Source organism: Roseateles violae (assembly GCF_030410485.1).
In the GTDB taxonomy this organism is placed as follows: Bacteria; Pseudomonadota; Gammaproteobacteria; order Burkholderiales; family Burkholderiaceae_C; genus Roseateles_D; species Roseateles_D violae.
Genome location: NZ_JAUHHC010000002.1, coordinates 475,643 through 499,304 on the forward strand (window position 1 = coordinate 475,643; position 23,662 = coordinate 499,304).

Below are 23,662 nucleotides of genomic sequence, written 5' to 3' on the forward strand. Positions count from 1 at the left end.
GGCGGGCGGGCCGATAGGCAGACAGAGAAAGAGCTGAGACGAGATGCCGTTGGGAAGCTTGCTGGCATGGAAGGAAGGCGGCCTCAGGCGTCGCCGCAAACTGGCGCTGGCCATGGTGCTGACCAATCTGGCCGTGGCGGCGCTGCTGGCGCTGCTGGTCTGGCTGGTGCTGCGCGCCAGCCACAGCGCCTTCGAGGGCCAGGCGCGCGACAACGCCGAGGACATGGCCGCGATCGCGCAGGCCAGCGTCGGCTCCGAGCTGGCCCGGGTCGATTCGCTGATGCGGTCGGCGATCGACGAGATCGGCAGCCTGCGCAGCCAGGGCGCCGCCCGCGATGCCGACATCAACCGGGTGCTGGAGGCGCACCGCCGCCTGCTGCCTTCGACCGAAGGCCTGCGCATGGCCGACGAGAGCGGCTTGGTGCGCTGGGGCAATGCCCTGCCGGCAGGGCCGCCGGTCAATGTCGCCGACCGGCCCTATTTTCTCGAGGCCAAGGCGCGCGGCGACGAGGGCCGCTCGATCGCCGGGCCGCTGCAGTCACGCGTTTCCGGCAACTGGGTGATCGCGCTGGTGCGGCCGGTGCGCCTGCAGGGGCGCTTTGCCGGCGTGCTCTATGCCAGCGTGCAGACGGACTATTTCCGCCAGCTGTTCTCCAGCTACGACATCGAGGGTCCGGACGCGGTGACGCTGCGCATGCGCGATATGCAGCTGATCGCACGCTATTCGCCGGCCAGCACGGCCAAGGTGCAGATCGGCAGCACGGCCGCCTCGCCCGAACTGAAGATCGAGCTGGCGCGCAATCCGACGCGCGGCATCTTCGTGTCCAAGACGGTTTTCGACGGCATCGAGCGCACCAATGCCTACCGCCAGGTCGAGGGCTGGCCGATGCTGGTCTTCGCCGGCCTGTCCAACGAGCGCTTCTACGCGCCCTGGCGCGCCCAGGTGCTGCAGGTCTCGCTGCTGGTCGCCGTCGCCTGGCTGCTGTTCGCCGGCGCGACCTTTGCGGTCCACCGCGCCGGGCGGCGCGAGTTCCGCAGCCTGCGCGCGCTGGCGGCCGAGATCCACCGCACGCAGGCGCTGCTGCATGTGGCCGCCGACGGCATCCATATCGTCGACCGCGCCGGCCGCCTGGTCGGCATGAGCGACTCCTTTGCCGAGATGCTGGGCGCGACGCGCGAAAGCCTGCTCGGCCGCCACATCAGCAGCTGGGACGTCAACCAGAACGAGAGCCGCATCAACGCCTGGCTGGCCAAGCTCAAGGATGGCGACCGCCAGCGGGTCGAGGTGCAGCACCGGCGCGACGACGGCCGCATCCTCGATGTGGAGCTGCAGATCAGTGTCGCCAAGATCGACCAGGAGCTGTTCATCTACGGCTCGGCGCGCGATATCAGCGAGCGCAAGCGCCTGCTGGCCTCGATCGAGGAATCGTCGGCCCGCATCCGCGACCTCTACGACCAGGCGCCCTGCGGCTACCACTCGATCGACGCCAGGGGCGTGTTCGTCCATGTCAACGCGACCATGCTGTCCTGGCTCGGCTGCACGGCGGAGGAGGTGATAGGCCGCACGCGCCTGATCGACTTCCTCGACGAGGAGGGGCGGGCCACCTACGCCAGCGAGTTCCCGCGCCTGGTCGCCGACGGTCGGCTCGACGGCGTCGAGTTTGTGCTCAAGCCCCGGCATGGCGCGGCGCGGCGCGTGCGGGCCAGCGTGACCGCGCTGCGCGACGCCGATGGCCGCTTCCTGATGAGCCGCAGCGTCACCCAGGACGTCACCGGCCAGTACGAGGCGCGGCAGCAGATCGCCGGCCTGATGCGCGAGCAGACGGCGATGCTGGACAACGACATCGTCGGTATGGCCAAGCTGCATGGGCGCCGCGTGGTCTGGAAGAACCGCGCGCTGGCGCGCATCTTCGGCTATGCGGCCGAGGAACTCGAGGGCGAGACCGCGCGCATCCTCTACCCCGACGACGAGACCTTCGAGCGGGTCGGCCGCGAGGCCTATGCGCTGCTGGCCGCGGGCGAGCATTACCGCACCCATCTGCAGCTGCTGCACAAGGACGGCCGGCGCCTCTGGATCGACCTCTGCGGCGTGCAGCTGACGAACGAGGTGTCGCTGTGGACCATGGCCGACATCACCGCGGTCAAGGAGGCGCAGACGCGCGCCGAGTACATCGCCTTCCACGACGGCCTGACCGGCCTGCCGAACCGGCTGCTGCTGGCCGACCGCCTGCGCCAGGCGGTGGCGCTGGCCGCCCGCACCGGCACCCGCGTGGCCGTCTGCTATCTCGATCTGGACGGCTTCAAGCAGGTCAACGACCGGCACGGCCATGACGCCGGCGATGCGCTGCTGGCCGAGGTCGGGCGGCGCCTGCAGCAAAGCCTGCGCCGCGACGACACCGCCGCCCGCGTCGGCGGCGACGAGTTCGTGCTGCTGCTGACCATGCTCGAGCCTGGCCAGGACGAATGGCGCCGTGTGCTCGAGCGGCTGATCGCCCATGTGCAGGCGCCCATCATGCTGGCCGACGGCATCGGCGCCCGGGTCGGCGCCAGCATCGGCGTCGCCATCGTCCCCGAAGACGGTGATGAGCCCTCGGCGCTGCTGGCCAAGGCCGACCATGCCATGTTGCGCGCCAAGCGCGCCGGCAAGCGCCGGGTGGAGCTGGCGACGCCGGCCTAGGCCTCTGGGCGGCAGGGCGCGTGCCAAGCCGGGCGATTCAAAGGGTTGGTCGTTCTCGCTGGGGTCAGGCCTTGTCCGCCGGCGCGGGCGCATGGCACACCGCTTCGATATTGTGTCCGTCCGGGCCGATGACGAAGGCCGCGTAGTAGTTCGCGTGGTAATGCGGGCGCAGGCCCGGCGGGCCGTTGTCACGGCCGCCCGCGGCCAGCGCCGCGCGATGGAAGGCGTCGACCTGCTGGCGCGTCGCGGCGCTGAAGGCCAGGTGCAGATGCGCCGGTTTCTCCTCGCTCTGGAACAGGCAGAGCGAGCTGTTCTGGCCCTGGGCGCAGAGCTCGACCCCGTAGCTGGGCGGCCCCTCGCCAACCAGCACCACGCCCAGCGGTGCGAGCGCCTGCAGATAGAAGGCCTTGCTGGCCGCAAAGTCGCTGACGCCGAATTTCACGTGATCGAACATCGCTGCTCCTCGGTTCAGATGCAGGCTCAAGCCCGGCCTCGGATCGGATCGATGTCCTGGACCGCGAACATCAGCTGCAGCTAGCCCCACGGGGACAGCTCCGCGGCCGTCCGGCGTGCACGGCATGGCCGGCGGGCTTGGCGCTGGTTTCAGCCTGCTTTATACAGGCAGTTCGGGCCGCGTTTCCGGTCTTCCGTCACCGGCCGGGCGCCGGCGCCGCCGCCCGGCGCGGAAGCGGCCTGCCACCCTGGGATAATCGCGCCCCATGACCGATCAAGCCGCAAGCGCGGCCCGGGGCGCGGCAAGCCTCGTCGAGGACGACGAGGGCATGGCCGCCGCCGCCGAGGACCTGCGCTTCGAAGACTATTTCCGCGAGGGATCCGCGCCGACCGAGGCCCTGCTGTGGTGGCAGCTGGAGCGCAACGAGCCGCTGCTGAACGCACTGCGCGCGCTGTGCCATGGGCCGGCCGCCCTGGTGCGGCTGCGCAGCTGGGTGTTCATGGAGCTGATGGCGCTGCCCGATTCGAGGCTGGCGCGCGAGACGCTGAACCGGCATTTCCATGTGCTGCGCGAGGACGCGCTCGATCTTGTGCTCAAGCGCCTGCGCGAGGCCGAGCTGCTGGCCTGGGACGGCTCGAACCAGGTCTATAGCGTGACGCCGCTGGCGCAGCGCCTGCTGGGCCTGCTGTCGCCCTTGACGCAAGCGGGCGAGCAGGACGCCGACCTGGCCGCGCTGCTGGCCAATGTGGCCGGCGCCCACCAGCTGGGCACCCTGGACCCGGCGCAGCTGCACCATCTGCAGGCCCAGCTCTCGCGGCTGTACGACGAGTTCGCCGATGCGATCGCCAGCGGCTCGGAATTCCATCTGCGCCGCGCGCGCCAGCGCTTCGAGCGCGCGCTGAAGCTGGTCGAGAAGGCCAGCGAGGCCCTGCGCGCCATCATCGAGCAGGCCCAGGCCGACGGCAATGCGCGGCTGGAGCGCCTGGCGCGCGAGCTGGGCCTGGCGCAGGCGCGCCTGCTGGCCATGGCCAGCCAGTTCAACCGCGCGCTGCAGCAGGCCGACCGCCAGCGCGTGACCCTGGGCTCGACCGGCATCACGACCACCGATGTGCGGCGCTGGCTGCAGGGCGTGCACTTCCTCGAGAACCTGGCGCTCGGCGCCTTGTCGCGCCCGGTGCACCCGGTGCTGGTCGCCCAGCACGAGCTGCTGGATACGGCCGAGGCCGAGTTCGAGCGCGACCGGCCGAAGCCCAAGGAGGCCGAGGCGCTGCCCGAGGGCCGCAGCGCCCCCGAGGGCGAGCTGGCGGTGATGAGCCTGCCGCCGGAGATGGACCTGATGCAGGCGCTGCTGGCGCGCTGGACCGCCGCCGGCGAAATCGAGCAAGACCTGGCGCCGGCGGTGCTGGGCGGCAGCTATGCGCGCGCCTCCTACCGCGCGCAGCTGCTGCCGCTGCTGGGCGATCCGCAGGCCCAGCATCTGAACGGTGCCACCGGCGATATGGCGCGCCAGCCCTGGCGCGTGCACTGGTCGGCCGAGCAGGGCGAGGTCGACGACGAGTACATCGCCTGGATGAGCCGCGGCGTGCTGCGCGCGACGGCCGAGCAGGAACAGAAGACGACGACGAAGGAATCCGAGGAATGAGCGCTGCTCTGGACGATGCCGCCCAACTGGCGGCACAGCTTCTCGCGCGCCGCTGGCTGCCGCGCAACCATCCGCTGGTGCGCCGCGCGCTGATCGACAACGACATCTGGTCGGCGCTGGGCGAGCGCCTGGCCGCCGTCGGCCTGCGGGTCGTCGACAACCTCTATGCCGACCACATCAGCCTGGCCATGCTGCGCCCGGCCGAGGTGGCGGTGTTCGGCGAGACCGGCCTGGCGGCCAACAACAACCTCGACCTGCCGCGCGACGGTGTCGCGCTGCTGGTCGTGCTGTGGTCGCTGATCGTGCTGCCCAAGCGCCAGCGCCAGGTCGCGCGCGCCGAGGCCAAGGAAGAGGGCCAGGGCGAGATGTTCGCCACCGACAAGCCGCTGCCGCTGGCGGCCAGCGTGTCGCCGACGATCTCCTACCGCAGCCTGCTGGCCGACTTCGGCAACCAGCTGGGCAAGAAGATGCGGCTGGACACCAATCTGAAGCTGCTGGAGCGCAACGGCTTCATCCTGCGCCGCGGCGAGGACATTGCCGAGGGGCCGCTCCTGGACCTGCTGCTGGACTACGACACGCTGGCGCCGCGCATCCTGGACGGCGCGCTGGGCGATGTGCTGGCGCGTTCGACCGATCCGCTGGCCGGCCCGGCGATCGCCCGGCTGCGCGAGCCCGAGCAAGAACATATCGAAGACAGCGAAGAGATCTGAGCCTGAACCATGTTTCATCTGCAATCGCTGGAACTGCTGCACTGGGACTACTGCCAGCGCGTGACCATGCCGCTGGACGGCGCCATCATCACGATCGCCGGGCCCAATGGCTCGGGCAAGACGACCCTGCTCGATGCGATGCGCACCTTGCTGGGCCTGGAGTGCTCGGGCGGCCGCACCTACAAGACCTATGCGCGCCATGCCAATGCCGAGACGGCCTGGCTGCGTGCGCTGGTCGACAACCGGCCACGCGGCCGCCAGAACAGCTCGCGGCCCTTTGCCAGCTCGCTGCTCTATGCGGACCAGGTGACCCTGGCCTGCCGCATCGAGCGCCATGGCGGCGACTGGCAGCGCCGCTATGTGATGGTCGACGGCGTGCAGTCGATCGAGGAACTGGCCGCCCGCGGCGACAAGGACTGGCTGGGCATCGAGGCCTGGAAGCGGCGGCTGGAAGCCGCCGGCCTGACCCGCGCGATCGGCCGCGTGCTGGCGCTGGAGCAGGGCCAGACCGACCGGCTCTGCGAGCTGAGCCCCAAGGAGCTGCTGCGCCTGGTGTTCGAGGTCTTCGGCGACCAGGAGGTTCTGGATCGCTACGATCAGGCCCGCAGCCACCAGCAGCAGCTGCTCAAGGAGGTCGAGCAGGCGACGCATGAGCTCTCGCACACGCAGGCCCAGCTTTCGGACCTGGCCAACCGCGTCAACAGCTACCAGCAGTACCAGCTGCGGCTGAAGGAGCGCGAGCGCCTGGCGACCGAGGTGCTGCCGGTGCTGCAATGGGCCGAAGCCCGCCAGCGCACCGCGCAAAACCTGCGCGAGCTGCACCGCCAGCGCCTGTTCGCGTCCAGCGACAAGCGCCAGATGGCGGCCAAGCGGGCCGAGCTGCATGCCTTGTTCCAGGCCACCGAGGCGGCCAAGGCCAGGCTGCTCGAGCTGGAGACGCAGCGCAAGCAGGCGCGCGCCGCGTTTGATGCCAACCGCGAGGCCGAGCGGCCGATGGAGCTGCTGGCCAAGCGCGAGGAGGAACTGAAGGCCCTGGCCGCCGTCGAGACCGATGCGGCCGAGCTGACCCAGCGCCTGGAGGCGCTGAGCACCCAGCAGCATGGCCTGCGCGAGAGCTACACGCGGACCAACGACCAGGCGCGCAAGGCGCAGGCGGCCATGGAGGCGCTCAGCGGCCAGCGCCTGCCGCCGCCGCCCGCCGAGGTCACGCGCTTTCGCCGCGCGCTCGACGAGGCCGGCATCGCCCACCATGTGCTGGCCGATTGCGTGGACATTGCCGACGAGGCCTGGCGCGCCGCCGCCGAGGGCTTCCTGCGCCCCTCGCGCTGGGTGGTCGTGCTGGCCCATGCCGGCGACGAGGGTCGCGCCTATGGCCTGGCCTCGAAGGAGCGCTACCGCCACTATGTCGTCGCCGATGCCGAGAACGCGCCGGCCGTCGCGCCCAGGGATTCGCTGCTGGCCGCGCTGAAGATCAACGCGAAGATCCCTGGCTGGCTCTTGCGCCAGCTGGCCAGCATCCGCTGCGTCAAGGACACCGAGGCCGGCGCCAGGGCGGGCGGCGAGTGGATCACGCAGGACGCCTATTACCGCGACGGCCGCGGCGGCCGCAGCCTCTGGGTCGAGCCGCGCGACTACCAGTTCGGCGCCTCGGCGCTGGACTCGCGCCGCGCCTCGCTGGAGAAGGAGCTGGCGCGCTACGACCTCGAGCTCTCGCGCATTGCCAAGGAGCAGGCCGAGGCCGAGCGCCAGCTGAAGGACGCGCAGCGCGCCGCCCAGGGCCACAAGGCGGCGCAGGAGCTCAGCGAGCGCGCGGCCGAGTTCGCGGAGGGGCGCGCGCGCCTGCCGGCGCTGAAGCAGGCCCGCATCGAGGCCTCGGCGCGGATGAGCGCGCTCGACGCCGAGCATGACCGTGCGCTGACCCAGTCGACCCGCAGCGAGCGTGACTACGAGGCGGCCCAGGGCTCGCTGAAGGCCAGCGAGGAGAACGTGCTGCGCGTCTTGCGCGAGCACGAGGGTCGCCGGCAAGACCTGGCCCTGGCGGCGAAGGCCTCGCGTGAGGCGCGCGCCGCCTTCCCGGCCAGCTGGGTGCAGCCGGCGCGCATCCAGGCGCTGCGCGAGGAGTTCGAGAACGCCAAGCAGGCCGAGATCGCCGCCCGCCATGTGCAGGCCGAGCTGGACAACGGCCTGGCCAACGGTACCTGGGAAACCGATCCGCAGGTCCAGGAGCGCCATGCGCGCATGCATGTGTCGGTGCTGGAGCAGAGCGGCCAGCTCGATGACCGCCGCGCCAGCAACGAGATGGCGCGCATCGCCGCCTTCAATGCGCGCGAGCGCTATATCGACGTGCTGCGCGCGACCGTGCGCCGCTACAAGAAGAACGTCGCCGAGCTTGGCGAGCTGGCCGGTGTGCTGGCCCAGGCCGATCTGCCGCATCTGGACAACGACGATATGGTGCTGGCCCAGGCCGGCCTGCAGGTGCGCTTCAATTTCGACGGCAAGGGCGAGGTGGGCCTGAACGACGGCGAGGCCTCGGGCGGCCAGCAGGTCTTGAAGAGCCTGATCCTGCTGGTGGGCCTGATGAAGGACGACGACAGCCCCGGCGGCTTCGTCTTCATCGACGAACCGTTTGCCCATCTGGACGTGCGCAATATCCAGCTGGTCGGCCATTTCCTGCGCAGCACGCGCGCGCAATACCTGCTGACGACGCCGATCACGCACAACGTCGAGGTCTTCGAGCCCAGCGAGATCACCCTGGTCACCAGCAAGAAGCCGCGCGGCGAACGCTGGGCGCCGCCGATCGCCGTGCTGGCGCGCCGGCCGGAGAAGTCGGTCTATGGCTGATCGGCGCCCCGGATCCTGATCTGGCGCAAGCCAGGACCAGGCCGCTGGGTCCAGAATCGCTGCAGGCAAGGACTTCCAAGCAGCGAGGTGTGCGATGTATTCGAAGATTCTGGTCCCCATCGATGGCAGCGAGACGGCCGACAAGGGTCTGGCCGAGGCCTTGCGCCTGGCCGGGCTCAGCGGCGGGCGCATCCGCCTGCTGCACATCATCGATCTGCAGCCGCTGGCCGGCTACCCGACCGTGGGCATGGGCCTCAGCGCCGAGCTGATCGAGATGGTCCGCAGGGGCGGCAAGGACCTGCTGGCGAAGACGCAGGCGCAGGTCGAGGCGAACGGGCTGCCGGTGGAGGCGGTGCTGCTGGAATCGATGGGCGAGCGGGTCAGCGATCTGGTCGTCCGGGCGGCCGCCGACTGGGGTGCCGAGATCATCGTGCTGGGCACCCATGGCCGCCGCGGCCTGGGTCGCGCGCTGATGGGCAGCGATGCCGAGCTGATCGTGCGGCATGCAGCGATGCCGGTGCTGCTGGTGCGCGGCGGGCCGGCCTAGTTTCGCGCGTGCGCGACCCGGTAGTCGACGACGCCGGGCAACTCGCCGATGCGGCTGGAGAAGCGGGTCAAGGTCTGGCCCCGGTAGTTGCGCTCGGCCACGCAGACGAAGCGCCATTCCTCGCGGCCGCCCTGGCTCTCGATGCTCAGCGAGCCGGGCGCGAAGCGGTAGCCCAGGGTCGCGGCAAAGGCGGCCAGCTCGGCCTGCTCGAAGCGGCGCGCCGGCTCGCCGCGCAGCATCACCGCGATCGCCGGATGCGAGGGCAGCCGCGCCTCCAGCTTGGCGCCCCACATCATCAGCAGCGCGCACAGCAGGGTCAGGCCGATCGCGGCGAAATAAAAGCCCATGCCGACCACGACGCCCAGCGCCGCCGCGGCCCAGAGCGAGGCGGCCGTGGTCAGCCCGCTGATATTCATGCCCTCGCGCATGATGACGCCGGCGCAGAGGAAGCCGATGCCGGTCAGCACGCCCTGGATCACCCGGGTCGGGTCGGTGAAGGGCGGCGGCAGGCCGCTGCTGAGGCCGCCGAACCATTGCTGCGGATAGCCGACCAGCACCGTCACCGCGCAGGAGGCCATGCAGACCAGCGCATAGGTACGCATGCCGGCGGCGCGGCCATGGTAGGCGCGCTCGTAGCCGAGGATCAGGCCCAGCAGCATCGCGCCGAGCAGGTGCATCAACATCAGCACATTGGCCTGCCATTGGCCGGCGGCCCAGAAGCGCAGCAGCTGGTCCAGCTCGGGCATGGTGTTCGTCATGGCGGTCCTCCGGCCCGATGGGGCAGGGCCGATGCTACGCCGGGCGGCCGGGCTTCAGGCCAGCGCCCGAGCGGTCAGATAGAGCCCCAGGCCGAAGACCGCGTGATTGAGCAGGCTGCGCAGGCAGTTCAGCAGCGGCGTCGGCGTCCGGGAGGCGGCAAAGCCGGCCCCCATCGCCGGCTGCATGACGAACAGCGGCATCACGACGGTGGCGATGCCCAGCGCCAGCGCCGGCGGCAGCGTCGGCCGTGCCAGCCAGCTGCTGCCCTGGACGGCGATCAGCAGCGCCGCGAAGGCAATGCCGATCGCGTAATGGGCCAGCCAGCCGAGCAGCGCTTCCTGCGGCAGCGCCGGCGCCTTGGCGATCGCCGCATGGGCGAAGCGGCCGCGCAGCAGGTGGCCGACCCAGCGGCCGAGCAGGGCGACGCTCATGGTCGGCACGCCCAGGCGCTTCAGCAGCTGCAGCCAGAGATCCAGCACGACGGTGGCGCCGATGCCGAGCAGGGCGATCCTGAGCAGGAGCATCGGGCGATTCTGCGGTGGCGCCGTGCAAAGAGAAAGGGCCCGCAGGCCCCTTGACGAACTCGCCGATGCGGCAGGCTCAGACGGACAGCAGCTCGACCTCGAACAGCAGGGTCGCGTTGGGCGGGATCACGCCGCCGGCGCCGCGCGCGCCATAGCCGAGCTCGGCGGGGATCACCAGCATGCGGGTGCCGCCGACCTTCATGCCCTGCACGCCCTCGTCCCAGCCGCGGATCACCTGGCCGCCACCGAGGCCGAAGCGGAACGGGTCGCCGCGGTCCTTGCTGGAGTCGAACTTCTTGCCGCGCAGGCCGTCCTTGTAGAGCCAGCCGGTGTAGTGCACGGTGACGCGCTGGCCGGCCTTGGCCTCGGCGCCGCTGCCCTCGACGGTGTCCTGGTACTGCAGACCGGAGGCGGTCTTCTGCAGCTCCAGCGCGATCGGCTCGTCGCCGCCGGCGACGCCCAGCAGCTGCACCTCGAACATCAGGGTGGCGTTGGGCGGGATCACGCCGCCGGCGCCGCGCGCGCCATAGCCGAGCTCGGGCGGGATCACCAGCATCCGGGTGCCGCCGACCTTCATGCCCTGCACGCCCTCGTCCCAGCCGCGGATCACCATGCCGCCGTCGAGCTCGAACTCGAAGGCTTCGTTGCGGTCCTTGCTGGAGTCGAACTTGGCGCCTTTCTGCCCGTCCTTGTAGAGCCAGCCGGTGTAGTGCACCGACACGTCCTGGCCGGACTTGGCCTCCTTGCCGTCGCCGACGACGGTGTCTTCGTATTGCAGGCCGCTGGGGCTGGTGTTCATGGGGATTCCTTTGACTGCGGATCTTCGATGGCCGGCATCATCGCACGCCAGGCGGCCACGCCCTCGGCCAGCAGGCCCGGCAGATCGCCGGCCGAGAGGCGCAGGCCCAGCACCGCCGCCGCCGCGCGCAGCGCCGCTACCGGGTCTTCCAGCGCCAGCGCGGCCGCGCCGTTCTGCTTGGACAGCTTCTCGCCATTGGCGCCCAGCACCAGCGGCGTGTGCAGATAGCGCGGCGTCGGCAGGCCCAGGAGCCGCTGCAGAAAGACCTGCCGCGGCGTGTTGTCGGCCAGGTCCTCGCCGCGCACGATGTCGCTGATGCCCTGCTCGGCATCGTCGACGACGACGGCCAGCTGATAGGCCCAGAGTCCGTCGGCGCGCTTGAGCACGAAGTCGCCGACCTCGCGTTCCAGGTCTTGCCGCTGTCGGCCCAGGCGGCGGTCCTGCCACTCGATGCAGCCGGCGCCGGCCGTCCGCAGCCGCCAGGCGCGCGCCGGCCGGCCGCCGGTGCCGGCGCGGCAGGTCCCCGGATAGACCAGCTCGCCATGGCGGGTGGGCGGGGCCAGTGCGGCGATGTCCTTGCGCGAGCAGGCACAGCCATAGGCCAGGCCGGCGTCCACCAGGCGCTGCAGCGCCTGGGCATAGAGGTCGCCGCGGCGCGACTGCCAGACCGGCGGCTCGTCGGGCAGCAGGCCGCAGCGCGCCAACTGGCCGAGGATGATTTCGTCATTGCCGGGCGCGCAGCGCGGCAGGTCGACGTCCTCGATGCGCAGCAGCCAGCGGCCGCCGTGGGCGCGCGCATCGAGCCAGCTGGCCAGGGCGGCGACCAGCGAGCCCGCATGCAGCGGGCCGGTCGGCGAGGGAGCGAAGCGGCCGATATAGGGTCCGGTGTAGCGCATCAGAGCAGCAGGCCCTCGTGCTGCTCCAGCAGCGAGCGCCGCGTCGCCGGACTCTGCAGCTGCGAGATCCACCAGGCCAGGGCCTTGCCGGGCGGCTGGCCGGTATTGCGCCAGGCATAGTGCATCGGCGAGGCGCGATTGCCCTGGAAGGTCTTCTTGTGCACCAGGCGGCCGGCCTCGATATGGCGGCGCACCATCTGCGTCGGCAGCGAGCCGCAGCCGAGGCCGCGCATCAGCGCCTCCAGCTTGGCCGCCATCGAGGGCATGGCCAGCACGTCCTGGCCCGGCATCACGCCCACCGTGGTCGGCGCCAGCGTGCGGGCGGTGTCGGCGACGGCGATGATGCGGTGCTGGGCGATCGTCGTCGCCGACAGCGGCTCGGGCGCGTTGGCCAGCGGGTGGTGCGGCGCGACGCAGAAGATCATTTCCATCGGGCCCATCGGCTCGCAATAGACCGAGCTGCCCGGCGGCTGGGTCGAGGTGCCGATGGCCAGATCGGCCTGGCCCGAGACCAGCGCCTCCCAGGTGCCGGACATCACCTCGCAGCGGAACTTCAGCCGCGTCGGTGGGCCGTCCTGCCCGTCCTGGCCACCCTCGCCGGCCGGCAGCCGGTAGAAGGCGTCCAGCAGGTCGAACAGCGCGCGCCGCGCGATCGCGTCGTCGAAGCAGACGGTCAGCTCGCTCTCCCAGCCGGTGGCGACGCGGCGCACGCGGTTGGCCACCGCGTCCATCTCCTGCAAGAGGCGCCGGCCCTCGACCAGCAGCTCCTGGCCGGCGGCCGTCAGCACCGCCTGGCGCGAGCGGCGGTCGAACAGCAGCACGTCCAGCGCCTCCTCCAGCTGGCGCACGCTGTAGGTCAGGGCCGAGGGCACCTTGCCCATCTCGCGGGCGGCGGCGGCAAAGCTGCCGCTGCGGGCGATCTGGTCCATCATCGCCAGCGCTTCGGGGGTCAGGACGCGGCGTTTGTCGGGGCTGGGCATGGCTTCCAATGGCATGGCGGAGGCCTCATCTTAGGCGGCAACCGTTCAGAACAACTGAATGCTGGCTTCAGCGCCGGCAGGCTGTTCGCGCGCTGGACTGGACCTACATTGGATCCATGGCCGGCAACGGCCCCCATCCAAAGAGAGGACCCCATCATGCTCGAACTGATCCGTTCGTCGGACCGCGGCTATGCCGATCACGGCTGGCTGAAATCGTTCCACAGCTTCTCCTTCGCCGATTACTACGATCCCAAGCGCATGGGTTTCGGCCCGCTGCGCGTGATCAACGAGGACCGCATCGCGCCGGGCACCGGCTTTGGCACCCATGGCCACCGCGATATGGAGATCATCAGCTATGTGCTGGACGGCGAGCTGGCCCACAAGGACAGCATGGGCAATGGGCAGGCCGGCGGCGCCCATGCCGGCGTGATCCAGCCCGGGGACGTGCAGCGCATGAGCGCCGGCACCGGCGTGATGCACAGCGAGTTCAACAACGCGCCGAACCAGACCACCCATTTCCTGCAGATCTGGATCATGCCGGACCAGCGCGGCGTGACGCCCGGCTACGAGCAGAAGCGCTTCGAGGTGGCCGACAAGCGCGGCCGGCTGCGCCTGATCGCGTCCAGGGGCGGCGAGCAGGGCTCCGTCCACATCCATGCCGATGCGAAGCTCTACGCCGGCCTGTTCGACGGCGACGAGTCGGCCGAGCTGGCGCTGGCGCCGGGCCGCGTCGCCTATGTGCATCTGGTGCGCGGCGCGCTGACGGTCAACGGCCAGGCGCTGGCCGGCGGCGATGCGCTGCAGATCAGCGATGTCGCGCAGCTGCAGATCGCCGGTGGCCGCGATGCCGAGGTGCTGGTCTTCGATCTGCCGCGCTGAAGGGCCTAGCGATGTCCGGGGCTGGATAGACTCCGGCCCATGGACAAGCTGCTGACCCTGTTGAAATTCCTGCCCCTGGTCGACTGGCTCGCCCTGGGGCTTTTTTTCGCCGGCTGGATCGGCTACGCGCGCTTCGCCAGGCAGCGCGCCCTGACGCAGGCCTCGGTGCTGGGCGAAACCAACCGCGAGCGCCGGCGCTGGATGCTGCAATGCACCTACCGTGAGGTGCGGGTGATCGACGGCGTCGTCGTGCAGAGCCTGTCGACCAGCCCCTCCTTCTTCGCCTCGACGACGATCCTCATCATCGGCGGCCTGCTGGCCCTGCTGGGCGCCGGCGACCAGGCCAGCGGGCTGGTGCGCGAGATCCCCTTTGCCGCGCGCACCTCGACCCTGGTGTTCGAGCTGAAGCTGGTGCTGCTGGCCGGCATCTTCGTCTACGCCTTCTTCCGCTTCACCTGGAGCATGCGGCAGTACACCTTCGGCGCCCTGCTGGTTGCGGCCGCGCCCGAGGCCAAGCAGTTCGACATCAATCCCGAGCTGTCGCGCGAGGCCTTCGCCGACCGCGCCGGACGCGTCGTCGGCTTGGCCGCCGAGACCTTCAACGACGGGCTGCGCGCCTACTACATGGCCTTTGCCGCCGTTGCCTGGTTCTTCTCGCCCTGGGCCCTGATTGCCGCGACGACCGGCGTCGTCTACGTCCTCTACCAGCGCGAATTCCGCTCCGAGGTGCTGGAGGTGCTGCAGAAGCACGGCGGCGCGGGCTAAGTCCTGGACGAGCCGGCCCGGGGGCGCCCCGGCCTTCAAACTTGGGGCAGGGCTAGCACGCAGCACGGCGCCGCGGCATTCAAGTAGGCTGGGCCTTCGCACGCGCCGCGCTGCGATTGCTGCCGAATCATGCCTCGGACCCGATTCCCGGGCGGTCGGCGGCGCATCCTGACTCGAGGAGACAAGCATGAAGAAACTGCTTCTGGCCCTGGTCGCCCTGGGCTTCTGCGCGCATGCCGCGCTGGCCGCCACGCCGCCGGCCTACTTCGTCGACGAAGCCAAGCTGCCCTTCAATGAGCTGGCCAATCTGCCCTCGCAGCGCGAGTGGGGCGTCCACAACGGCGCCGGCTACCGCATCGAGGTGCCGCAGCAGTGGAACGGCAAGCTGGTTATCTGGGCCCATGGCTACCGCGGCACCGGCCTGGAGCTGACCGTCGACAACCATCCGCTGCGCGCCTTCCTGCTCGCCAACGGCTATGCCTGGGCCGCCTCAAGCTACAGCAGGAACGCCTATGACCCGGCCCAGGGCGCCAAGGACTCGCATGCGCTGACCCAGCTGTTCAACGGCCGCTTCGGCAGGCCCAGCCGCGTCTACATCACCGGCGCCTCGATGGGCGGCCATGTGACCGGCATCGTCGCCGAGCAGTGGCCGCAGTCCTACGACGGCGCGATGCCGATCTGCGGCGTGCTCGGCGACTACGAGCTGTTCGACTACTTCCTCGACCACAACGTGGCCGCGCAGACGCTGTCGGGCCAGAACAAGCGCTACCCCTACGGCGACGACTATCTGAGCGTGACGGTGCCGGCGACCAAGGCGGCGCTCGGCCCGGCCTTCCCCTTCGCGCTGAATGCGGCGGGGCAGAACTTCAAGGCGCTGATGCAGCAGCGCAGCGGCGGCGTGCGGCCGCTGTTCGAGCAGGGCTGGCTGTATTGGAACGGGCTGGTGCCGGGCGACTTCCTGTTCGGCCTCGGGGTCGGCAACGGCACCCTGCCGCGCCAGCCGGGCGTGGCGGTGCAGAACGTCGACGTGGTCTACCAGTTCGACGCCAACCCGGCGCTGACCGCCGCCGAGGACGCGTTCAACGTCAACGTCCAGCGCGTCACGGCCGACCCGCAGGCGCGGCGCCGCAACGGCCTGGCCAATGTCACGCCGACCACCGGCGATCTGCGCATCCCGATGCTGAGCCTGCACACGCTGGGCGATCTGTTCGTGCCCTTCCATATGGAGCAGGTCTACGCGCGCCGGGTGGCGGAGAAGGGCAACTCGGCACGCCTGGTGCAGCGCGCCACGCGCGACGTCGGCCATTGCAGCTTCGCGCCGGCCGAGCTGGTCACGACCTTCGTCGACCTGGTCAAGTGGGTCGAGGCCGGCGTCAAGCCGGCGGGCGACGCGGTGCTCGACCCGCAGGCGGTGGCCGACCCGGCCTTCGGCTGCAAGTTCACCGACAAGACGGCCCCGCGCATCTGGGACCAGCCCGGCCTGGGCATTCTCAAGCCGGCCGCCTGCCCGGTGCCCTGAAGGCGGGCCGCAAGGCCGCCGGGGGGCCGGTCCCGCAAGGGCCGGCCCTTTTGCCGTGCCGGCCGGGCTACTTGAGCCCGCCGCTGAGGAACTGCTGCAGGCGTGCGCTCTGCGGCTTGACGAGGATCTCGCGCGGATGGCCTTCCTCCTCGACCCGGCCCTGGTGCAGGAACAGGGTGTGGTTGGAGACCTCGCGGGCGAAGCCCATCTCGTGGGTGACGACGATCATGGTCCGGCCCTCGGCGGCCAGGTCCTTCATCACCTTCAGCACCTCGCCGACCAGTTCCGGGTCCAGTGCCGAGGTCGGCTCGTCGAACAGCATCACCTCGGGCTCGACCGCCAGCGCCCGCGCGATCGCGACGCGCTGCTGTTCGCCGCCGGAGAGCTGGGCCGGGTAGACGTCCTTGCGATGCGCGACGCCGACGCGGGCCAGCAGCGCCTCGGCCTTCTCGACCGCCTCGGCCTTGGCCACGCCCAGCACATGGACCGGCGCCTCGATGACGTTCTCCAGCACCGTGCGGTGGCCCCAGAGATTGAAGTTCTGGAACACCATGGCCAGGCGCGCGCGCCACTGGCGCAGCTGCTGCGCGTCGCTGGCCTTGAGGCTGCCGTCGCGGTCGCGCGCCAGCTTCAGCTCCTCGCTGCCCAGTTGCAGCCGGCCCTCATGCGGCTGCTCGAGCAGGTTCAGACAGCGCAGAAAGGTGCTCTTGCCGGAGCCGCTGGAGCCGATCAGGGTGATGACATCGCCCGGCTTGGCGGCCAGCGAGACGCCCTTCAGCACCTCGCGCTCGCCATAGCGCTTGTGCAGGTTCTCGACCAGAAGGCTTGCGTGTGACATCTTGGCTTCTTCTTTCGTTCTTTCTTCTCAGGCGCTCAGCAGCTTGCCGCTGCGCAGCGGCTCGGTGCCGGCGATGCGGGCGACCTTCATGCCGGCGGTGACGAAGCGCACCGACTCGCGCGCATAGAGCAGGCCGTCCACCGGCGCGCTCAGCTCGGTCAGCGCATTGCTGATCGGATCGATCACGTGGGCGACCACCTCGCCGGCGGCGACCATATCGCCGGGCTGGCGCACAAAGGCCAGCACGCCGGCGGTGGCCGACTTGATCGGCATGCTGCCGGCCAGTGGTCGCGCATCGCCGACCGGGGCGGGCAGGGCCGGCACCTCTCCGGCCACGGCGCCGCGGTAGCAGAGGAAGTCCAGCAGCTTTTGCGCGTCGGCCTCGGCCAGCGCATGCTCGACGTCGGCGCCGCCGCGCAGCTCGACCGTCACCGACAGGCAGGCCTGCGGGATGGCGAAGCGGCCACCGAAGTGGCGGTCCCATTGCCACCAGACCTGCGAGCAGGCCTCGTCGAAGGGGTTGTCGCCCGAGTCCTGGGCCAACAGGGTGACGCGGGCGCCCAGATAGCGCGCCAGCGGTTCGCAGTCGGGCCAGCAGAGCGTGTCGGTGTACAGATGCATGACCGCCTGCGCGTCGCAGTGCAGGTCCAGCACGATGTCGGCATCGCAGGACAAGCTCATCAAGGTGCGGCGCAGCGACTGCAGTTCGGTCTCGACCGGCGACTGCTCGACGGCCGCCTTCAACGCGCGGCGCAGCACGGCGACATTGCGCGCGGCGTCGGCGCCCAGTTCGCCCTCGGCGGCCGCGGCGGCGGCCAGCATCTGCTCCGGATAGTGGCGGTTGAAGTTCTCGCCCGAGGTCGTTTCGAAGCGGCCCTGGTGGCCGTGCAGGATGTATTGCGACAGGCCGATCGGGTTGGCCATCGGCACCAGCACGATCTCGCCGGCAATGCGGCCGGCCGCCTCCAGCGCGTCGAGCTTGTTGCGCAGATGATGGGCCACCAGCATGCCGGGCAGTTCGTCGGCATGCAGCGAGGCCTGGATATAGACCTTGGGGCCCTGGCCGGGGCGGCCGTAGTGCAGCGAGATCAGCTCGCGCTGGGTGCCGGGGGCGGGCGAGAGCAGGGCGTGGTGGTGGACTTGCATGGACTCTCAGCGCGGCATCAAGGGCTTCAGCCAGCGCGCCTCGGCCTTGTGGAACAGGGCCACCAGGGCCAGGGTCATCAGGAAGTAGCCGATGGCCGCGGTGATGAAGGCCTCGAAGGGGATGTAGTAGGTCGAGTTGACCTGGCGCGCGGCGCCGGTCAGGTCGAGGATGGTGACGATGCTGGCCAGCGAGGTGCCCTGCAGCATGAAGATCGCCTCGTTGCTGTAGGCCGGCAGCGCGCGGCGCAGGGCCGAGGGCAGCACGATGCGGCGGAACATCACCCAGCGGCTCATGCCCAGCGACTTGGCCGCCTCGATCTCGCCGTGCGGCAGCGCGCGGATCGCGCCGGCGATGATCTCGGTGGTGTAGGCGCAGGTGTTCAGGACAAAGCTCAGGCAGGCGCAGAACCAGGCCGAGCTCAGGAAAGGCCAGGCGAAGCTCTCGCGCACCGCCTCGAACTGGGCCAGGCCGTAATAGATCAGGAACAGCTGCACCAGCATCGGCGTGCCGCGGAACACATAGGTGTAGAGCCAGACGATGCGCGAGCCGATGCCGGGCAGGCTGCGCACGACGCCCAGCGGGATCGCGAACAAGAGGCCCAGCCCCAGCGAGATCGCCAGCAGCTCCAGCGTGGTCAGCGCGCCGCTCAGATAGAGATGGAAGTTCTCCTGGATCGCTTCCAGATTCATCAGAGCGCTCCCTTCCGCACGCCGGTCGAGAAGCGCTTTTGCAACTGGTCGAACACCAGTTCGGAGGCGCTGGTGAAGACCAGATAGATCATGGCCACGGCCAGGTAGAAGACGAAGGGTTCGCGCGTCGTGCCGGCGGCCTGCTGGCCGCGCGTCATCAGGTCCGACAGGCCGATCACCGAGACGATGGCCGTGCTCTTGATCAGCACCAGCCAGTTGTTGGACAGGCCCGGCAGCGCATGGCGGAACATCTGCGGGAAGGTGATGCGCCAGGCGATCTGGCGCGGCGTCATGCCATAGGCCAGGCCGGCCTCGCGCTGGCCCGGCGGCACGGCCAGGAAGGCACCGCGGAAGGCCTCGGTCAGGTAGGCGCCGAAGATGAAGCCGATCGTCAGCACGCCGGCGATATAGGGGTTGATGTCGATGTAGTCCTCATGGCCCAGCGACACCGCGATCGTGTTGACGGCCACCTGGCCGCCGTAGAAGACCAGCAGCATCAGCACCAGATCCGGCACGCCGCGGATCACCGTCGTGTAGACCTGGGCCAAGCCGCGCGCCAGCCGCCATCGGGACAGCTTGGCCAACGCGCCGAGCAGACCCAGCGTCATCGCCATCGCCAGCGAGGCCAGCGCCACGCTCAGCGTGACCGCAGCGCCTTCGAGCAGGCTGGGGAGAAAACCGTGCAACATTCGAATGTGGTGTCTTGACTCAGGCCACCCGCCGGGCCGCTCCCAAGGGTGGCCTGAGCGGATGTGATCGCGGGGCACCCCCGCGATCATCCGCGTCCCCTAGGGGGACCGGCCGCGTACCCGCGGCCGAGGGGCTCACTTTTTTGGCGCGATGTCGTACGGGAAGTACTTGTCGTTGAGCTTCTTGAAGGTACCGTTGGCTTGAATAGCGGCGATCGCGTCGTTGAACTTCTTGCCCAGGGTCTTTTCGTCGGCCTTGCGCAGGCCGACGCCGGAGCCGGTGCCGAAGTACTTGACGTCGTCGTAGTTCGGGCCGACGAGGGCGAAGCCCTTGCCATCCGGCTTGGACAGGAAGCCCTGGTCGATCGCGACCAGATCGGCCAGCGACAGATCGACGCGGCCCGACTTCAGGTCCAGAAAGGCCTGATCCTGCGTCGTGTAGCGGACGATCTCGCTCTGCTTGAAGGTGTCGGCGGCGAACTTCTCGTGGATGGTGCCGCTCTGCACGCCGATCTTCTTGCCCTTCAGGCCGGCCGGCGTGAAGTCGTACTTGGCGCCGGCCTTGGCGACGAAGCGGCCCGGCGTGTTGTAGTAGGCGTTGGAGAAGGCGATGGTCTTCTGGCGCTCGGGCGTGATCGAGACCGAGGCGATGATCGCGTCGACCTTGCGCGCCTGCAGCGCCGGGATCAGGCCGTCGAAGTCCTGCTGCACCAGCGTGCACTCGGCCTTCATCTCGGCGCAGTAGGCCATCGCCAGATCGATCTCGAAGCCCTTGAGCTTGCCGTCCGGGCCGACCTCGGAGAAGGGCGGGTAGGCGCCTTCGACGCCGATGCGGATCTTCTTCCAGTCGGGCGCCTGCGCCTGCGCGGCCAGGCTGGTGGTGGCGGCGATCAGCAGGGCGGACAGGGCGATCAAAGGACGTCTTTGCATAGCAGCTCCTTGGTGGGTGGGCTTTTCATTCATTGATTCGTAGATCATCGATGGCCAGCGAATCGGTAAATTCCTGGACAGGGGCGAGCGTAACAGTCGGCGCCGGCCCTGCGGCCCCGGCGTCGCGCCGAAGCAGCAGCCGCGCCTGCTTCATCCGCCGTCCCGCGCGCGGTGCGCCTCGCTGGGCGGGCGGGCGATCTCCAGGGCCGGGTGCAGGCCGGCGTCGAGCGCCTCGCGCTGGTCGAAGACAAAGCAGCCGCCGTGGTAGTGCGGCGCGCCCTTGCCTTCCGAATTCGTCTCCTCGAAATACTTGAGGATGCCGCCCTCAAGCTGGTAGACGGGGCCGTCCAGCCCTTGCTGCTGCAGATAGATGGCGGCCTTCTCGCAGCGGATGCCGCCGGTGCAGTAGCTGACGACGGTCTTGCCCATCAGCTCCGCCCGGTGCTGCTGCACCGCTTCGGGGAACTCGCTGAACTTGTGGATGCGCCAGTCGATCGCGCCGTCGAAGGCGCCGTAGTCGACCTCGAAGGCATTGCGGGTGTCCAGCATCACCAGCGGCCGGCCCTCGTCGTCATGGCCCTGGTCCAGCCAGCGCGCCAGGGTCGTCGCCGGCAGAGCCGGCGCGCGCGCCTGCTGGTCGGGCCGGATCGCCGGATGGTTCATGCGGATGATCTCGGGCTTGACCTTGACCAGCAGCTTCTTGAAGGGGACCGTGTCGCTCCAGCTCTCCTTGGGCGCCAGGTCGGCAAAGCGGGCATCCTCCTGCAGGGCGGCAACCCAGGCGCGCACCCCCTCGGCCGTGCCGGCCAGGAAGAGATTGATGCCTTCCTCGGCCAGCAGCACCGTGCCCTTCAGCCCCAGGGCCAGCGCGCGCGCGTGCAGCGCATCGCGCAGCAGCGCGCAGTCGGGCAGGCCCACGAATTTGTAGGCGGAGATATTGAGAACAGGGGCGTCGTTTTGCATGGGGAGGCCGGGATTGTAGGCAAGCCGGCCGATCGCCCCGCTTTTTCGCGTCCAATACGGGGCATGGACAAGGACACCATCGACGCCCGCCTGACCGAGCTGGAGATCAAGGCCAGCTTTACCGAAGACCTGGTCGAGCAGCTGAACCAGGTCATCGTGCGCCAGCAGGACCAGATCGATCTGCTGCTGCGCGAACTGCTGGAGCTGCGCCGCCAGCAGCCGGCCGAGGGCCAGCCGGTCTTGCGCAGCCTGCGGGAAGAGCTACCGCCGCACTACTGATCGATTTCGACCCGGTCCCGGCCCAGGGTCTTGGCGCGGTACAGCGCGCGATCGGCGCGGCCGAACAGCGCATCGGCGCTGTCCCCGGCCTGCCAGACGGCGATGCCCAGGCTGGCGCTCAGGCGCGGCATCTCGCCGCTGGCCGGCAGCACCAGATGCGCGCGCAGACGCTCGGCCAGCAGGGCCGCGTCGGCGGCGCCGGTCTGCGGCAGCAGCACGCAGAACTCCTCGCCGCCGTAGCGGAAGCACTGGTCCTGCGCGCGCAGGCCGGCGCGCAGGCGCGCGGCGAAGGCGGCCAGCGTCGCGTCGCCCTGGTGGTGGCCGAAGCGGTCGTTGATCGCCTTGAAATGATCGATGTCCAGCATCAGCACCGCAAAGGGCTGCTGATCGCGCTGGGCACCGGCCAGCGAGCGGTGCATCGCCTCGTCCAGCGCGCGGCGGTTCGCCAAGCCGGTCAGGCCGTCGGTCATCGCCTGCAGCCGCACCTCGGCCTCGGCGCGCATCTTGCACAGCTGCATGAAGCCGAGGTTGGTGACGATGATGAACAAGAAGCCGAACACATAGATCGGCTGCTGCCAGTCGGGCGGCATGTCCAGATAGGCCAGGCCGCTGCCCTGCAGCAGCATCGCCAGCGCGCGCAGCGGCAGCACCAGGCCCATGGCCAGATAGGCCAGCGCGACCAGGCGCTGCACGCGCTGCAGGCCGGCGGCCGGACGGCGCCACAGCGCCGCGCCGTTCAGCAACTGCACCGCACCATAGACGAAGCCGTTGAAGATGGTGGCGCCGGCATAGTTGCTGCCGGCGATGCCGCCGGCGATCGTCACGGCGGCGACCATCGCCAGCAGCCAGGGCCAGCGGTAGCGCAGGCCGAGAAACTGGCGGATCGCCACATAGAACAAGGCGACGCTCAGCGCGCCGGCCGCATTGCCCAGCAGCGCCGACAGCAGCACCGGCAGGCGCCCGGCATTGGCCAGCAGCAGATAGGCGATGCCCTGGCTGCTGACGGCCAGGGTCCAGGTGCGCAGGCCGTTGCGGCGGTCGTCGGGGGCGCGCGCGATCCACAGCATCGCCGCGATGGCGATCAGCGCGCAGGTCTGCGCGATGAACAGCGTTCGCAGATCCACGGCGCCGCCTTCCTGCGTCCTGCTGTTACTGCGGCTTGGCGGCGCTGCCCGGCACCGGCCGGCTCGGCACGCCGGCGCTGCAGATCTCGGTGTGCGCGGGGCTGTGGACGAACCAGCCGCCGCGATGGCGGCGCGCGTCCAGCAGCTGGGTCCAGGTCGCGCTGTCGGTGCGCAGGATCTGCAGCGCCGGCCGCTCGGCCTCGGGCATATCGGCCAGCAGGCGGATCTGCTTGATCGCCAGCCGCTGCTCGGGCTTGTCGTAGAAGCCCATGTTCGAGCCGCCGCGCGGCAGGCTGGACAGCAGCTCGATGCCCTTGATCACCCGGCCGACGACGGTGATGTTCAGGTCCAGCCCGCGCGGCGCATGGCCGATCACCGCATAGAGCTCGGCGCCGGTGCTCGAATCGACCTCGTTGCCGCGGCCGGCGCCGACCATGCCGTAGCAGTGCGCGAGCCAGGCGCGGCCGGTCTTGGGATCGGCGGCGACCGGAAAGCCGTCGACGAAGCCGCTGCGCGGCGCCCAGCCGTCGACATCGGGCAGCCGGGTCAGCGGCAGGCCCTTCAGCGGCACCGAGAACTCGGCCGGGATCTTCGCCTCGGCCTTGCCCAGCGGGCGCGCCTTGGCGGCGTCGTCGCCATCCGGATCGCCCCACTGGGCGACGAAGTTGTCCTGCACGCGCAGCACGGCCAGGCCGTCCCAGAAGCCGCCGCGCGCCAGGGCGCGGATATTGGCCACATGGCGCGGCGCGAAACGCGGCGCCAGCTCGATCAGCACGGGACCGGCCGGCAGCTCCATCAGCAGGGTGTTCCCGGGATCGAGCGCGCGCCAGTCGCCGTCCGGCGCGGCGGCGATCAGCTCGGCGCTGGTCTTCTTGGGCTTGGCCGGCGCGGCGGGCTTCTTGGCGGGCGCCGCGATCGCTGCGCTCAGGCCCAGCGCAAGCAGAGCGGAAATCAGGGGCGTTTTCTTGGGCATCGGTCGGTCTCCTGGGCCGGCAGCATAACGGCTGACAC

Annotated in this window: 23 protein-coding genes and 1 pseudogene; 9 read left to right on the forward strand and 15 right to left on the reverse strand. The window is 70.0% G+C overall.

Annotation, left to right across the window (positions count from 1 at the left end; all coding sequences use genetic code 11):
• Positions 1-43: 43 nt before the first annotated feature.
• Positions 44-2,677 (forward strand): sensor domain-containing diguanylate cyclase, encoded by a 2,634-nt coding sequence (locus tag QWJ38_RS07695; protein ID WP_290358471.1) that lies wholly within the window; start codon positions 44-46, stop codon positions 2,675-2,677.
• A 64-nt stretch (positions 2,678-2,741) separates the two neighbouring features.
• On the opposite strand, the gene QWJ38_RS07700 is transcribed toward QWJ38_RS07695, so the two are convergent.
• Positions 2,742-3,131, reverse strand: a complete 390-nt coding sequence (locus QWJ38_RS07700) for a VOC family protein (RefSeq protein ID WP_290358472.1) — start codon at positions 3,129-3,131, stop codon at positions 2,742-2,744.
• Between the two features lie 265 nt (positions 3,132-3,396).
• Here QWJ38_RS07700 and QWJ38_RS07705 point away from each other — a divergent pair, with 265 nt between their 5' ends.
• The 4 genes from QWJ38_RS07705 (at position 3,397) to QWJ38_RS07720 (ending at position 8,871) form a co-directional block, all read left to right on the forward strand.
• Positions 3,397-4,773, forward strand: a complete 1,377-nt coding sequence (locus QWJ38_RS07705) for a hypothetical protein (protein ID WP_341850485.1) — start codon at positions 3,397-3,399, stop codon at positions 4,771-4,773.
• Positions 4,770-5,483, forward strand: coding sequence for a hypothetical protein (locus QWJ38_RS07710; protein WP_290358473.1), 714 nt, complete (start codon positions 4,770-4,772; stop codon positions 5,481-5,483). The genes QWJ38_RS07705 and QWJ38_RS07710 overlap by 4 nt, the downstream gene beginning before the upstream one ends.
• A 9-nt stretch (positions 5,484-5,492) precedes the next feature.
• Complete coding sequence (locus QWJ38_RS07715; RefSeq protein WP_290358474.1) at positions 5,493-8,324, forward strand: ATP-binding protein; 2,832 nt, start codon at positions 5,493-5,495, stop codon at positions 8,322-8,324.
• Positions 8,325-8,418: 94 nt separating this feature from the next.
• A complete protein-coding gene (locus tag QWJ38_RS07720; protein ID WP_290358475.1) occupies positions 8,419-8,871 on the forward strand; it encodes a universal stress protein in 453 nt (150 codons plus the stop codon).
• Here the strand turns inward: QWJ38_RS07720 and QWJ38_RS07725 are convergent.
• The 6 genes and pseudogenes from QWJ38_RS07725 to QWJ38_RS07750 all read right to left on the reverse strand — a co-directional run bounded on the left by QWJ38_RS07725 (position 8,868) and on the right by QWJ38_RS07750 (position 12,844).
• Entirely contained in the window at positions 8,868-9,629 is a 762-nt protein-coding gene (locus tag QWJ38_RS07725; protein WP_290358476.1) for an MgtC/SapB family protein, read from the reverse strand. The two genes, QWJ38_RS07720 and QWJ38_RS07725, sit on opposite strands and share 4 nt — an antisense overlap.
• A 54-nt stretch (positions 9,630-9,683) precedes the next feature.
• Positions 9,684-10,154 (reverse strand): DUF2938 domain-containing protein, encoded by a 471-nt coding sequence (locus tag QWJ38_RS07730; protein WP_290358477.1) that lies wholly within the window; start codon positions 10,152-10,154, stop codon positions 9,684-9,686.
• 76 nt (positions 10,155-10,230) lie between these two features.
• Positions 10,231-10,578 (reverse strand): FKBP-type peptidyl-prolyl cis-trans isomerase, encoded by a 348-nt coding sequence (locus QWJ38_RS07735; RefSeq protein ID WP_290358975.1) that lies wholly within the window; start codon positions 10,576-10,578, stop codon positions 10,231-10,233.
• 30 nt (positions 10,579-10,608) lie between these two features.
• Positions 10,609-10,953: pseudogene (locus tag QWJ38_RS07740) on the reverse strand (FKBP-type peptidyl-prolyl cis-trans isomerase); the annotation flags it as partial.
• A complete protein-coding gene (gene gluQRS, locus QWJ38_RS07745) occupies positions 10,950-11,849 on the reverse strand; it encodes a tRNA glutamyl-Q(34) synthetase GluQRS (RefSeq protein WP_290358478.1) in 900 nt (299 codons plus the stop codon). The pseudogene QWJ38_RS07740 and the gene gluQRS, both read right to left, overlap by 4 nt.
• Positions 11,849-12,844 (reverse strand): LysR family transcriptional regulator, encoded by a 996-nt coding sequence (locus tag QWJ38_RS07750; protein ID WP_290358479.1) that lies wholly within the window; start codon positions 12,842-12,844, stop codon positions 11,849-11,851. The genes gluQRS and QWJ38_RS07750 overlap by 1 nt, the downstream gene beginning before the upstream one ends.
• 141 nt (positions 12,845-12,985) lie before the next feature.
• Between QWJ38_RS07750 and QWJ38_RS07755 the strand changes: the two genes are divergently transcribed.
• The 3 genes from QWJ38_RS07755 (at position 12,986) to QWJ38_RS07765 (ending at position 15,992) form a co-directional block, all read left to right on the forward strand.
• Complete coding sequence (locus tag QWJ38_RS07755; protein WP_290358480.1) at positions 12,986-13,708, forward strand: pirin family protein; 723 nt, start codon at positions 12,986-12,988, stop codon at positions 13,706-13,708.
• 39 nt (positions 13,709-13,747) lie between these two features.
• Complete coding sequence (locus tag QWJ38_RS07760; protein WP_290358481.1) at positions 13,748-14,473, forward strand: DUF599 domain-containing protein; 726 nt, start codon at positions 13,748-13,750, stop codon at positions 14,471-14,473.
• Positions 14,474-14,660: 187 nt separating this feature from the next.
• Positions 14,661-15,992: a prolyl oligopeptidase family serine peptidase gene (locus QWJ38_RS07765; RefSeq protein WP_290358482.1), complete on the forward strand. Its 1,332-nt coding sequence runs from the start codon at positions 14,661-14,663 to the stop codon at positions 15,990-15,992.
• A 67-nt stretch (positions 15,993-16,059) separates the two neighbouring features.
• On the opposite strand, the gene QWJ38_RS07770 is transcribed toward QWJ38_RS07765, so the two are convergent.
• The 6 genes from QWJ38_RS07770 to QWJ38_RS07795 form a co-directional block, all read right to left on the reverse strand.
• Positions 16,060-16,830 (reverse strand): ABC transporter ATP-binding protein, encoded by a 771-nt coding sequence (locus QWJ38_RS07770; protein WP_290358483.1) that lies wholly within the window; start codon positions 16,828-16,830, stop codon positions 16,060-16,062.
• A 27-nt stretch (positions 16,831-16,857) separates the two neighbouring features.
• Positions 16,858-17,976 (reverse strand): succinylglutamate desuccinylase/aspartoacylase family protein, encoded by a 1,119-nt coding sequence (locus tag QWJ38_RS07775; RefSeq protein WP_290358484.1) that lies wholly within the window; start codon positions 17,974-17,976, stop codon positions 16,858-16,860.
• Positions 17,977-17,982: 6 nt separating this feature from the next.
• On the reverse strand, positions 17,983-18,666 hold the full coding sequence (locus QWJ38_RS07780) for an ABC transporter permease (protein WP_290358485.1): 684 nt from the start codon (positions 18,664-18,666) through the stop codon (positions 17,983-17,985).
• Positions 18,666-19,355 (reverse strand): ABC transporter permease, encoded by a 690-nt coding sequence (locus tag QWJ38_RS07785; protein WP_290358486.1) that lies wholly within the window; start codon positions 19,353-19,355, stop codon positions 18,666-18,668. The genes QWJ38_RS07780 and QWJ38_RS07785 overlap by 1 nt, the downstream gene beginning before the upstream one ends.
• 135 nt (positions 19,356-19,490) lie before the next feature.
• A complete protein-coding gene (locus tag QWJ38_RS07790; protein WP_290358487.1) occupies positions 19,491-20,285 on the reverse strand; it encodes an ABC transporter substrate-binding protein in 795 nt (264 codons plus the stop codon).
• A gap of 150 nt (positions 20,286-20,435) precedes the next feature.
• Complete coding sequence (locus tag QWJ38_RS07795; protein ID WP_290358488.1) at positions 20,436-21,248, reverse strand: sulfurtransferase; 813 nt, start codon at positions 21,246-21,248, stop codon at positions 20,436-20,438.
• A gap of 63 nt (positions 21,249-21,311) precedes the next feature.
• Between QWJ38_RS07795 and QWJ38_RS07800 the strand changes: the two genes are divergently transcribed.
• On the forward strand, positions 21,312-21,527 hold the full coding sequence (locus tag QWJ38_RS07800) for a SlyX family protein (RefSeq protein ID WP_290358489.1): 216 nt from the start codon (positions 21,312-21,314) through the stop codon (positions 21,525-21,527).
• Here QWJ38_RS07800 and QWJ38_RS07805 read toward each other — a convergent pair.
• Both QWJ38_RS07805 and QWJ38_RS07810 read right to left on the reverse strand, forming a co-directional pair.
• Positions 21,521-22,651 carry a GGDEF domain-containing protein gene (locus tag QWJ38_RS07805; protein ID WP_290358490.1) on the reverse strand — a complete coding sequence of 377 codons (1,131 nt, stop codon included), beginning with the start codon at positions 22,649-22,651 and terminating at the stop codon, positions 21,521-21,523. The genes QWJ38_RS07800 and QWJ38_RS07805 overlap by 7 nt on opposite strands.
• Positions 22,652-22,676: 25 nt before the next feature.
• Positions 22,677-23,624 carry a peptidylprolyl isomerase gene (locus QWJ38_RS07810; protein ID WP_290358491.1) on the reverse strand — a complete coding sequence of 316 codons (948 nt, stop codon included), beginning with the start codon at positions 23,622-23,624 and terminating at the stop codon, positions 22,677-22,679.
• Positions 23,625-23,662 lie beyond the last annotated feature (38 nt).